Annotated in this window: 13 protein-coding genes; 5 read left to right on the top strand and 8 right to left on the bottom strand. The window is 65.9% G+C overall.

From position 1 onward, the window contains the following. Positions 1–7: 7 nt before the first annotated feature. Entirely contained in the window at positions 8–664 is a 657-nt protein-coding gene (locus ACQY8M_RS14325; protein WP_428673148.1) for a hypothetical protein, read from the bottom strand. A gap of 206 nt (positions 665–870) precedes the next feature. Here ACQY8M_RS14325 and ACQY8M_RS14320 point away from each other — a divergent pair, with 206 nt between their 5' ends. From ACQY8M_RS14320 to ACQY8M_RS14305, 4 genes are all read left to right on the top strand, one after another. After that, a complete protein-coding gene (locus ACQY8M_RS14320; RefSeq protein WP_428675362.1) occupies positions 871–1,593 on the top strand; it encodes a sulfite exporter TauE/SafE family protein in 723 nt (240 codons plus the stop codon). A gap of 168 nt (positions 1,594–1,761) precedes the next feature. Further along, positions 1,762–1,923: a hypothetical protein gene (locus ACQY8M_RS14315; protein ID WP_428673146.1), complete on the top strand. Its 162-nt coding sequence runs from the start codon at positions 1,762–1,764 to the stop codon at positions 1,921–1,923. A gap of 66 nt (positions 1,924–1,989) precedes the next feature. Further along, complete coding sequence (locus ACQY8M_RS14310) at positions 1,990–2,526, top strand: hypothetical protein (protein ID WP_428673143.1); 537 nt, start codon at positions 1,990–1,992, stop codon at positions 2,524–2,526. Between the two features lie 94 nt (positions 2,527–2,620). Continuing rightward, entirely contained in the window at positions 2,621–3,487 is an 867-nt protein-coding gene (locus ACQY8M_RS14305) for a phytanoyl-CoA dioxygenase family protein (protein ID WP_428673141.1), read from the top strand. Positions 3,488–3,499: 12 nt separating this feature from the next. Here the strand turns inward: ACQY8M_RS14305 and ACQY8M_RS14300 are convergent, their stop codons facing one another. From ACQY8M_RS14300 to ACQY8M_RS14290, 3 genes are all read right to left on the bottom strand, one after another. Then, positions 3,500–4,315 carry a MipA/OmpV family protein gene (locus tag ACQY8M_RS14300; RefSeq protein ID WP_428673138.1) on the bottom strand — a complete coding sequence of 272 codons (816 nt, stop codon included), beginning with the start codon at positions 4,313–4,315 and terminating at the stop codon, positions 3,500–3,502. 117 nt (positions 4,316–4,432) lie between these two features. Continuing rightward, a complete protein-coding gene (locus ACQY8M_RS14295; protein ID WP_428673135.1) occupies positions 4,433–5,272 on the bottom strand; it encodes a TauD/TfdA dioxygenase family protein in 840 nt (279 codons plus the stop codon). Positions 5,273–5,294: 22 nt separating this feature from the next. Next, positions 5,295–6,257 (bottom strand): oxidoreductase, encoded by a 963-nt coding sequence (locus ACQY8M_RS14290; RefSeq protein WP_428673133.1) that lies wholly within the window; start codon positions 6,255–6,257, stop codon positions 5,295–5,297. A 69-nt stretch (positions 6,258–6,326) separates the two neighbouring features. On the opposite strand from ACQY8M_RS14290, the gene ACQY8M_RS14285 reads away from it, so the two are divergent. Next, positions 6,327–7,004 (top strand): TetR/AcrR family transcriptional regulator C-terminal domain-containing protein, encoded by a 678-nt coding sequence (locus ACQY8M_RS14285; RefSeq protein WP_428673130.1) that lies wholly within the window; start codon positions 6,327–6,329, stop codon positions 7,002–7,004. Here ACQY8M_RS14285 and ACQY8M_RS14280 read toward each other — a convergent pair. The 4 genes from ACQY8M_RS14280 to ACQY8M_RS14265 all read right to left on the bottom strand — a co-directional run bounded on the left by ACQY8M_RS14280 (position 6,958) and on the right by ACQY8M_RS14265 (position 11,696). Continuing rightward, positions 6,958–7,917 carry an AEC family transporter gene (locus ACQY8M_RS14280; protein WP_428673127.1) on the bottom strand — a complete coding sequence of 320 codons (960 nt, stop codon included), beginning with the start codon at positions 7,915–7,917 and terminating at the stop codon, positions 6,958–6,960. The genes ACQY8M_RS14285 and ACQY8M_RS14280 overlap by 47 nt on opposite strands. Positions 7,918–8,065: 148 nt before the next feature. Further along, complete coding sequence (locus tag ACQY8M_RS14275; protein WP_428673124.1) at positions 8,066–9,208, bottom strand: acyl-CoA dehydrogenase family protein; 1,143 nt, start codon at positions 9,206–9,208, stop codon at positions 8,066–8,068. A gap of 127 nt (positions 9,209–9,335) precedes the next feature. Continuing rightward, positions 9,336–10,499, bottom strand: coding sequence for an acyl-CoA dehydrogenase family protein (locus tag ACQY8M_RS14270; RefSeq protein ID WP_428673121.1), 1,164 nt, complete (start codon positions 10,497–10,499; stop codon positions 9,336–9,338). Beyond that, positions 10,500–11,696 (bottom strand): acyl-CoA dehydrogenase family protein, encoded by a 1,197-nt coding sequence (locus ACQY8M_RS14265; protein ID WP_428673118.1) that lies wholly within the window; start codon positions 11,694–11,696, stop codon positions 10,500–10,502. Positions 11,697–11,785: the final 89 nt, after the last annotated feature.

Below are 11,785 nucleotides of genomic sequence, written 5' to 3'. Positions count from 1 at the left end.
TCCGCCCCTACGGCTTGGTCACGACCCAGCGCGGCGGGATGGGCCGGGTATCGAAGAAGAAATGGGCGCTGTCGTGCCCGATCCGGAAGGAGCGCCAGAACGGCACGTCGTATTCGGCGTGGAAGTAGATTTCGGACCGCCGGACGATGTCGGGATCGTTGTTGATGGGATGCCCGATCAAAGCCCGGAACGGACAGGTGAAGGTGGCGGACTCGCCCGGTTGGAGCGTCGAGACGGCAGAAGACGGGAAGCGCACATCCTTGGCCTCCACCCTGGTCGGCGGCAGCCCCGAGGCGCGGATATGGTCCACGATGCAGCTGATGCCCAGGTTCGACAGCTCGAACCAGGGACTTTCATTCTCCACCTTGAAGGTGAGATCGAACGGAGATCCGGTCACGAGGCCTTCGGACGAGTACGCCGGCGTCGGTCTGAAGGACCAGACTCCCAGGGCGACACCGACAACCGCGGCAATGACGACGACGACGACAAGCATCTGCCGAAACGCGTGCACACCTTCGCGGCCGAACACCAGCAGCTGCTGCTGAAGCGGGATCGGCGGTGGCGGTGCGGGCGCGCGACTGCGTTTCGGCGACTTCGCTCTGGGGCGCGCTGGAGGACTCTCGGCCACGGTGGCCGCGTCGACGGCGGGCTTCGGCGGCTTCACTCTGGATCGCGCAGAAGGACGTTGTCCGGGCGGCTTCTTTGACTTCTTCGTTGCCATGACGATCAGAGGGCAGGCGAAGGATAGCGCTTGATGTCGACGGTGATATTGGGCGGAAGCCTCATCGGAATGATACTAACACGGAAGTTCCTTCCACAGGACGATCGCTTATCAGTTTCCGGGCCAGACAGGACCGCTGAACAATCATGATGGCCTACGCCCTCGTCCTCGCCGTCGGCACGTTCGCGGGCCTGGTGAGCGGCATCGTCGGCACCGGCGCCACGATCATCCTGCTTCCGGTCCTCGTGATTGCCTTCGGTCCCCAATCGGCGATCCCGATCATGGCGATCGTCGCGCTGATGTCGAATTTCGCCAAGATCACCTCATGGTGGCGCGACATCGACTGGCGCGCCACGGCAGCCTATGCGCTGGGTGGCATCCCGGGCGCCGCACTCGGCGCACGGACCATGCTGAGCCTGCCGCCGCACCTGGTGGACATCGCCCTCGGCAGCTTCTTCCTGATCATGATCCCGGGCCGCCGCTGGCTCGCCGCACGCAGCTACGGGATCGGGCCCTGGATGCTGGTGCCGGCGGGCTTCGCAATCGGCTTCCTGACGGGTATCGTCGTCTCGACCGGACCGATCACCGTGCCATTGTTCGCTGCCTACGGCCTGGTGAAGGGCGCGTTCATCGCCACCGAGGCCGCCGCCTCGCTCACGGTCTATATCAGCAAGGCGATCACCTTCCGCAGCTTCGGCGCCCTGCCGACCGACATCATCCTGAAAGGCCTGATCACCGGCTCGTCGGTGATGGCCGGCACCTACGCGGCGAAACTCCTGGTCGAGCGGCTCAGCATTGCGACTTTCCAGCGCCTGCTCGATGGCGTGATGCTCATCTCGGGCGTAGCGCTGATCTGGGCAGCCGTGCGATGACTTCCATCGACAATGTCGGTTTGTTCTCTGACCGCCGCGTCAACGTCGTATATGTTCCGTCGAAGTCCGCTAAACTCGGGCCAGTGAAGAATGGCCAGCCGCAACGCCCACCGCGTCGTCAATGCCGTCGCATGAAGACGATGCCTCCACAACGAAGAGATCAAGCCCATGGCACGCAAGCCTAACTACGACTTCGAACGTCGCGAGCGCGAGCGCCTCAAGGCCGTCAAGACCGCGGAAAAGGCCGCCGCGAAGAGGGAAGCCAGAGAGCGCGCGAAGGCGGAAGCCAGCGGCGCGGCGGCGCCGGTCGATCCCGACGGAAAGACCTGATCCCGGCCGCGTGGATTGGCACTCGGCGATAGTTGAGGATAAGTCACGGCTCGAGGGAGGTCGACGATGGCAACGACTCGAAAGCAGGAGGAGCGTGCCTTGAGCACGGACGAGCGTGAGCTCGTGGAGAAGTCGCGTCCACCGGTCCTGCGATCGCTGACCGATTCCCAGCTCGCCACCCTGCTGAAGCGGATGCGCGTCCGTCGCGACAAGGCAAGGACGGTGGCCGAGCGGCAGCGCCGCGAGCTGCGTGGCAAGACAAGGGCACGCGGCGCCAAACCAGTGCAGGCGGACGAAGGATCGCGGCTCAAGCTGTCGGTCCTGTCGACGGCCCTGCGTCGCCTCGATACCGAGACGGCCCGGCGTAGCCGCGTGAATGCGAAGACCTCGCTCGTGGAGAGCGCCAGGAAGGCGCTGGCGCTGAAGCAGAAGGCCGGCCGGGCCGCCCCGAAGAAGCCCCCGTCCGGCACGCGCACCACGCGCGCCGGGCTGCGCGGCAAGGAACGGATTGTCGTCGAGGATCACGTCCCACGCTCGACACGCGGCCGGGTGCGCAAGCAGACGGCGAAGGTGCAGGCGAAGCGCGACTCCCGGCCCCGCTAGCGCGGGCTCCGCGCCTGGGCCGCCATGCGGTAGGGACGCGCCGACACCGCCGCCGAATCACGATACAATGCCAGCAGCTTTCCAGGGAGACAGCATGCTGGCCAACACCACACGGACTCTGACCGAGGCGCAGCGCGAGCAGTGGGCCGTCGACGGCTACCTGCAGATCGAGGGCGCGCTCAGCCCGGCCGAGGTGGACTTCTTCTCCAATCTGCTGGACGACGTGCGCACCAAGCCAGGCTTCGAGCCCGCCCCGGCCGAGCTGCCGCGCGGCCACTACGCCTGGAAGCTGCCCGACCAGAACAAGGATGCGTTCATGGATCGGCGCGACCTGCTGCCGTACCACCAGGCGTTCATCGACCTGATCGACCGTCCGGCGGTCTTCGACCTGATCCTCGACCTGATGGGTCCCTACATCCAGTTCTCGATGAGCCAGGCGATCATTCGCGCCTCGACCGACATGTTCCCGGGTTACATCCACACCGACGGCGGCGAGGCCCAGAAGACCATCCGTGTCACAGAGACCAGCCGGCCACTGGCGGTGAAGGTGATGTACCTGCTGACCGACGTGACCGGGCCCGACAGCGGCAACTTCACGCTCTTCCCCGGCAGCCACATGCGGCCCTTCGCCGAGCGCGCCGAACGAATTCCCGGGCCGAAGACGCCGGGCACCGTGCCGCTGCTCGGCAAGGCCGGCGACGCCTATGTCTTCCCGCATGCGATCTGGCACGGCCCCTCGCCCAACCATTCCGGCAAGGCACGCAAGACCATCCTCTACAACTACTGCCAGATGTTCATGCGCGCCTACGATTACAGCGGGCCCTACACCAAGCTGTTCGAGCGCTGCACGCCGCGCCAGCGCCGCCTGCTCGGCGACCTCGGCCACGGCCCCGACTTCCGCCCCGGCGACTTCTTCTATGCGCCGACGGACCAGGAAGCGCTGATGGCCGGGGCGGCCTGACCGCGGCCCTCGCTAGAACTCGAACCGCCAGGAGACCGCGCTGCCACCGACGAACTGGTTGCGCGATCCTCCGGGGCTCATCACGATCGGCGAATTGGCGGCGGCGTCGGCCAGGTAGCTGTAGCTGCCGAACACCACGAATGTGAGATTGTTGGTGATCCGCCATACGCCGCTCGCTGCGGCGCCAACACTGCGCAACCCGGCGCCGGGATAATACTGGGCATAGCCCGTATTGGCCGACTGAGCGGCGTTCACGCCGAAATAGGCCTGGTTGTAGGTGCCGTCAGTCACGGAAAGGCGCGGCCCGGCCGAGAGGAAGACGGTCGGGCTGATCGGGATCTTTCCGTCGACCAGCGCATCGAAGATCAGGCCGTTGCTGCCGCCCAGGCCGCGCCGAAGCTCGACTTTGGCGGACAGATACGGGAGATCGTAGCGCAGAAAGCCACCGCCTTCGACGGTAAACGGCACCGTCCCCATGCCGTAGCGAAGACCGCCTTCGCCGTCATTGCGCGGGAAGCGGTAACGCAGGATGGGCCCGGCCTTGAAGCCATCGACATCCAGCAAGGTAGCCCCCACGCCGTCGCGCGCCGAGACAAAAAACTTGTCGCGCTGGTAGCGCAGGTCGATATTGGGAATCGGCAGGACGCGATAGTTGGCCGATCCTTCGAACCAGGGCGCCACCACGACGCCCGGACCGATGTCGAAAGTCCAGTCCTTCGGTGCCGGACCAATCCGCTCGCTGCCAATGGCGGCAGGCTGCGCCGTGGCGGTCCCTGCCCAGGCCGCGACCACGATCAATCCCAGCGCAATGCCACGAAGCAAACTCATCTGTCACCCTTGATGCCCCCACCTCATACGGAATGCAGAGGCAACTGGATCACCTATGGCGGATAGTCAGGGAGCGCGCCATGGCGGCGACATAGTCTCCGGCGGCGTGCGCCAAACCTATGACGCGGCCTCGAGCGCGCAGCCGGCGACGGTGATGCGATGCATCAGCCGACGCTCCCCGTGATAGTCGTTGATGGCGCGATGCCACGTCGCACGATTGTCCCAAAAGGCGATCGAGCCCGGACGCCATTGGAAAGTGCTGGTGAACCGGTCCTGTGTGGCATGGGCGTAGAGGTAGTCGAGCAGCGGCTTGCTGTCCTCCTTGCTCCAGCCTTCGAAGCGCACCGTGAAGTCGGCATTGACGTAGAGCGCCTCGCGGCCGCTCAAAGGATGACGGATCACCACGGGATGGATCACGTCGCCAACCTGGTCGGCGTTGTAGAATGTGAGATCGCCGTGGTTCTTCTTTGCCTGGGCGCCGAAGATATGAGCCGACGAATGGACGGCGTTCATCCCGCGCAGGGTCTGCTTCAATCCGTCGGACAGGGCGTCGAAGGCCGTGCAGATGTCGGCGAAGTGCGTGTCGCCGCCGTGCGACGGAAGCTCACGCGCCACCAGGATCGAGCCCATCGCGGGGATCTGGTCGTAGGTATGGTCGGTATGCCAGCGCTCGCCGATATTGCGCTTCTGATCCGGCTCCTTGCGCACCTCGGCGATCTCCGGGTAGCCGGCGACGGGCGTGAAGTAGCGGTTTACATCGATCGTTCCCCAGCGCCGCGCGAAGGCGATGTGCTGCTCGGGCGTCAAGTGCTGGTCGCGGAAGAAGATTACGCCATGCTCGGTGAAGGCCCGCTGCACCTCGTCCCACTGGCGATTGCTCAGAGAGTTGAGATCGAGGCCGAGCACCTCGGCGCCGCACCCCGCGAGCTTGCGCACGTCGATCGATTCGTAAGCCATCACCATTCCTCCCGGGTCGATCCTAAAGGTCGTAGGCGACGCCCGTCCACCGTTCGGAAAGCTCCCACAGTCGTCGTGCGGTATGGACGTCGTAAGCCGCGCAGTAGGCGTTGCGCGACACCGGCGGGCCGCGGAACTCGAACGGACCGCTCGGCGCCACGTAGCTGCCGCCCGGCAGGTCGGGCATCGTAGCGGCGTAGAGCGCCGTCCACGTGCCCTCGATGGTCGGCTTGGCGAGGAAGCGATTGAGCAGCGGCATCGCCGAATGCCACAGCCGGCCACGGCCGGCATTGGCGCCGCCGGTCAGCACGTTGCTCACGGCATAGCCCGGCACGCTGGCCATGCTGCGCAGGGCGACGCCCGCCGCCGCCGCGCGGCGCTGCAGATGGACGGCGAAGTAGACGTTGGCCTTCTTGGAGCGCCAGTAGGTAAAGGCCGAATGGTAGCCGCGCGCGGCGTCAAGGTTGGCAAGATCGAGCTGCACCCAGCGCTGGCCCTCGCTGCTCACGGTGACGACCCTCGGCGCGCGTGCAGCCAGGAGATGCGGCAGCATCAGGCCGGTGAGCGCAAATGTGCCGAGATGGTTGACGCCGAAATGCGATTCGAAGCCGTCTTCGGTGCGCGACCGTGGCACCAGCGCAATGCCGGCATTGTTGACCAGCAGGTCGAGCGGACCCTCGTCCCAGCGTTCGGCGAAGGCGCGGATGGAGGCAAGGCTGGCGAGATCGAGCGGTCGCAGGTCGAGACGGGCGCCCGGCAGCTCGCGTCGCATCTGATCCAGCGCCGCAGCGCCGCGGCCGGGATCGCGGCAGGCCAGCACAACTCGCGCACCCCGCCGGGCCAGCTCGCGCGCCGTCACATAGCCCAGCCCGCTGTTGGCGCCAGTCACCAGGGCCAGCCGGCCCGACAGGTCGGGGATGTCGTCGATCGTCCAGGAACGCGGCGGCACGACGTCGGCCGGCGCGGCAGAGAGGGTCATGGTCATGCGAGCCTCATTACGTATAATGTACGTAAACAAGATATATACGTACACTGTACGTAGTCAAGAGGTGTCATGGCCGCTCCCCGCAAGTTCACCGAGGCACAACTCCACGAAGCGGCGCTCGCGATCGTCGACCGTGAGGGCCTGCCGGCGCTCACGATGCGCCGCCTCGCCGAAGCGCTGGGGACCGGCGCGATGACGCTCTACAACTACGTCGAGGGCCGCGACGGGCTGGAAGCGCTGCTGGTCGGGGCCGTCATGGCGGAGATGGTGCCGCCGGCGATGACGGGCGACGACTGGAGCGCCGACGTATGCGCCATCGCCACGGCGATGTGGCACGCCGTACGGCGCCATCCCAATGTCATCCCCCTCATCCTCAACCGACGCGCCGACGACGTCGCGACCTTGCAGGCCGTCGAGGGTCTGCTCGAGGCCCTGGCGCAGAGCGGTCGCACGGGTTTCGAACTGCTGGCGGCGTTCCGGCTCGTGTCGAGCTTCGTCACCGGCTTCGCTCTTTCGGAAGTCACCGGCCTGCTGGCGCGGACGCCGGGTGGCACGGCGCCGGAGCTGCAGGCCCGCCTCGCTGCGCTGACACAGGGACGGCTCGCCCGGTTGGCAGAGATCGCCGCCGTCGGCGTGCCGGGCAATCCCGAGCGGGAGTTCCGGGCTGGCCTCGATATCGTGATAGCCGGCCTGAAGGCGTCTAACGGGTCTGAACGTCGAGCAACAAAAGCACGGCCGAGAGGGTGAGAATGCTGACGCCCGTCGAAATGACGACGACGTTGGTCGCAAGACCGACGCCGGTGCGATAGAGCTGCGCCACCATGTAGACGTTTGCGCCGGCCGGCATCGCGGCGTTCAGTGTCGCCACGGTGAGCCACAGCGGATCGAGGCTGAACAGGTAGCGGCCGGAGGTCCACACGATCAGCGGCATCAGCGCGAGTTTGAGCACGGTCGCGACGCTCGCGGTCTGCCAGTGTTCCTTGATGCCCACATGAGCAAGCGAGGCGCCGGCCATGATCAGGCCGCACGGCGGTGCCGCGGTTGCCAGCGCCTGCAGGATGCGGTCGATCACCACCGGCGTGCCAAGGCCGGGAACGTGCGCGCAGAGCTCGCCCCAAATGAGGCCGGCGAAAATCGACGGGATCACCGGATGCTTCAGCATGGTGACGACCGCGCCGCCCAGCTTGCCGAGCAGGCCCTCCCGGGAGCTGCCTTGCTGGCCGACCTCGATCAGGAACGATGACAGGGTGAGCATGACCAGCGAGTTCATGCTGATGATCATCAGCAGCGGCACCAGCCCGGCCTCGCCGAAGGCGTAGGAGATAAAGGGGATGCCGATGCCGACGCCGTTCGAGAATGTCGCCGACAGGCCGAACACCGTGGCCTCGCCGAGCTTCATGTCCAACGCACGGCCGAGCGCCATTGCGGTGAAATAGAGCAGCAGGCCCGCGCCGAAGAACACGAGCAGGATGTCGAACGACAGCGCCTCGAGCCGCACCTTCGACATCGAACGGAAGAGCAGCGCCGGGAATAGCGCATAGAAGGTGACGTTGGTCAGGCCGCGCAGGCCTTCGGGCGAGAGCAGCTTGGATCGCCCGATCGCCCAGCCGACCGCCACCGTGCCGAACACCGGCACGATGATGTCGAGGATGGCGTTCACGTTACCCTTTCCCTCCCCCGCTTCGCGGGGGAGGTGTCGCGGTCATACCGCGACGGAGGGGGCGTGACGCACCATCTCCTTTGCCTTCCCCCTCCGTCAGCGCAAGACGCTGACACCTCCCCCGCGCAGCGGGGGAGGGGGTGCTATGTCACGCCGCCATGGCGAGGTTGCTGTAGCGCGTCAGGTGGTGCTGCTGGTTGCCGAACATCAGGTCGATCATGGTCAGGCGCTTGAAGTAATGGCTGACCGACAGCTCGTCGGTGACGCCCATGCCGCCGTGCATCTGCACTGCGCTCTGCCCGCAGAACTTGCCCGACTTGCCGATCTGGACCTTGGCGCCCGACGCCGCCTTGCGGCGCACGATGGCGTCCTTGTCCTCGATCTTGAGCGACGCCATCAGGGTCATCGAGCGCGCTTCCTGGGCATTGGTGAAGCAGTCGACCATGCGATGCTGCAGCACCTGGAACTTGCCGATCGGCACGCCGAACTGCTTGCGCGTCTTGATGTATTCCAGCGTGGCGGCGTTGATCGCGTCCATGCAGCCGGTTGCCTCGGCGCACAGCGCCACGATCGCGCGGTCGACCGCGTCCTCGGCGACACCGAACCCGGCATCGACCGTGCCCAGCACCGCGTCGGCACCGACCGAAACCTTGTCGAAGGTAAGCTCGGAGGCGCGCAGCGCGTCCTGGGTCGGGTAATCGCGCCGGGTAAGGCCCTTGGCCTTGGCGTCGACGACGAACAGCGTCAGGCCCTTCTCCTCGCGCGCGCCGCCGGAGGTGCGGGCCAGCACGATGATCTCGTCGGCCGAGGCGGCGTTGTAGACCACGCCCTTGTGGCCGGAGAGCGACCAGCCGTTGCCTTCCTTGGTCGCCTTGAGCGACACGTCGGCGAGATTGTAGCGGCTCTGGCGCTCCAGCCAGGCAAAGGCAAACTGCTTCTTGCCCTCGATCATCGGCGCCAGCAGCGCCTCCTTCTGCGCCGCAGATCCGGCCGCGGCGACCATGCCGCCGCCCAGGATCACCGTCGGCAGGAACGGCTCGAGCACCAGGCCCTTGCCGAACTGCTCCATGACGATCATCGAGCCGAGCGCACCGAAACCGATGCCGCCGTCCTCCTCGGAGAACGGAATGCCGAGCCATCCGAGCTCGGCGAACTGCACCCAGTTCTCCGCCAGCCAGCCCTTCTCCGTCGCGGCGATCTTGCGGCGATTCTCGAAGGTGTATTTCTCACGAACGAAGCGCTCCGCGGATTCCTGCAGCTGCTTCTGCTCGTCGGACAGGGACAGATCCATTTTCTTCCTCCAAATCCTTTGTGATCCCGACTTTACTCCGTCACCCCGAGCGAAGCCGAGGGGTCTCCTCTTCCTGCAGCAACAAGAAAAGGTCCCTCCACTCCGCTTCGCTCCGGTCGGGAGTGGTTTATAGCCCGAGCACCATCTTCGACACGATGTTCTTCTGGACCTCGGTGCTGCCGCCGTAGATCGTCGTCTTGCGCATGTTGAAATAGCGCGGCGCGGCGGGCGGCGCATGGTCGGGACCGACCGGCGTCTCGTTGGTGTCGTGGAACAGCATGCCGGGCTGGTACGGCGCGGCGTATTCGCCGACTGCCTCCATCGCCAGCTCGGCGATGCGCTGCTGGATCTCCGAGCCGCGCACCTTGAGGGTCGAGACCTCGGGGCCCGGCGCGCCGCCCAGCGCCATGGTCGACAAAGCGCGCAGCTCGCTCATCTCGAGCGCCTGCACCTGGAGATCGACGTCGGCGATCTTCTCGATCAGCGACGGGTCGTCATTCAGCTCGCGCAAGGATCGCACGCCGCGCTTGGAGGCCGGCACCTCGGCGATGCCGAGCCGCTCGTTGGCGAGCAGGAACTTGGCACAGGTCCAGCCCTCGTTCTCCTTGCCGATGCGGTTGGCGACGGGGACCTTGACGTTGTCGAAGAACACGTCGTTCACGTGATGAGCGCCGTCGAGCATGATGATCGGGCGGACCGTGACGCCCGGCGTCTTCATGTCGATCAGCAGGAAGGAAATGCCCTCCTGCGGCTTGGCGTCCGTGTCGGTCCGCACCAGGCAAAAGATCCAGTCGGCCCAGTGGGCGAACGAGGTCCAGGTCTTCTGGCCGTTGACGATGTAATGGTCTCCCTCGCGCACGGCGCGGGTCCGCAGGCTGGCAAGATCGGAGCCGGCGCCGGGCTCGGAGTAGCCCTGGCACCACTGCACCTCCGAGCTGCGGATGCCGGGCAGAAAGCGTTCCCTCTGGGCATCGTCGCCGAAGGTGTAGATTACCGGACCGACCATCTTCACGCCGAACGGGATGATGCGCGGCGCGCCCTCCTCGGCCAGCACGTTCTCGAACAGGAAGCGCTGGGTGACGTCGAAGCCCGGACCGCCGTGCTTCTTCGGCCAGGTGTAGGGCAGCCAGCCCTTGCGGCCGAGCGCCTGCTGCCACACGACATGGTCGTCGCGGTCATAGTGCTTGCCGGAGAAGGTCTTCTCCCGGGTCGCCGGCGAGAGGTTGTCACGCGCAAAGGCGCGGACCTCGTCGGCGAAGGCCTTGTGTTCGGGTTTGAGCGCAAGGTCCATCTACAGCCCCAGCACCATCTTGGAGATGATGCCCTTCTGGATCTCGTTGCTGCCGCCGTAGATCGTGGTCTTGCGGTTGTTGAAGTAGCGCGGCGCGGCGAGGTGGGCATATTCCGGCCCGACCGGCGCCTCGTTGGTGCCCTGCCACAGCAGGCCGGGCAGGTACGGTGCCGCATACTCGCCGACCGCCTCGAGCGTGAGCTCGGTGATGCGCTGCTGGATCTCCGAGCCGCGGATCTTGAGCCCCGACACCTCCGGCCCCGGCTGGCCGCCCTGCGCCATCTGCGACAGCACGCGCAGCTCGGTGTATTCGAGCGCGGTCACCTGGATCTCGAGGTCGGCGATCTTCTCGGCGAAGCTCTGGTTCTCGATCAGCGGCTTGCCGTTGTCCTGCTCGGCGCGGGCGATGTCCTTCAGCGCCTCGACGCCGCGCTTGGACTGCGGCACCGCGGCAATGCCCAGGCGCTCGTTGGCGAGCAGGAACTTGGCGCAGGTCCAGCCCTCGTTCTCCTTGCCGACGAGGTTCGCCACCGGGACCCTGACGTTGTCGAAGAACACCTCGTTCACCTCATGGCCGCCGTCGGCCATGATGATCGGCTTCACGGTGATGCCCGGCGTCCTCATGTCGATCAGCAGGAAGGAGATGCCCTCCTGCGGCTTGCCCTTGGGATCGGTGCGCACGAGGCAGAAGATCCAGTCGGCCCAGTGGCCCATCGTGTTCCAGGTCTTCGAGCCGTTGACGATGTAATGGTCGCCGTCCTTCTCCGCCTTGGTGCGGAGCGACGCGAGGTCGGAGCCCGAGCCCGGCTCGGAATAGCCTTGGCACCACCACACGGTGCTCTCGCGGATCGCCGGCAGGTACCTGGCTTTCTGCTCGTCGTTGCCGAACGTGTAGATGACAGGCCCGACCATCTTGGTGCCGAACGGGATGATGCCCGGCGCATATTCCTCGGCGCAGATGTTCTCGAAGATGTAGCGCTGCGCCGGCGTGAAGCCCGGACCGCCATGCTTCTTGGGCCAAGTGTAGACCAGCCAGCCCTTCTTCCCGAGCGCCTGCTGCCAGCGCATGTAGTCGTCACGGCCGAGATGCTTGCCGTTCTTGACCTTGTCGCGCACGTCGGCCGGCAAGTTGGTCTTCACGAAGGCGCGCACCTCGTCGGCGAATTTCTGTTCCTCGGGCGTGAAAGCGAGATCCACGGATCCCTCCCGTTCAATGCTTTTTGGTGACGCGGGAGTTTAGCCACGAGCCGTTTGGGAACAAGCGCCACGATACCGGACTGCGGCTG

This window comes from Reyranella sp., from assembly GCF_965279465.1.
In the GTDB taxonomy this organism is placed as follows: Bacteria; Pseudomonadota; Alphaproteobacteria; order Reyranellales; family Reyranellaceae; genus Reyranella.
The sequence above is the reverse complement of the archived record's forward strand: the minus strand, read 5'-3'. Positions and strand labels throughout refer to the sequence as shown.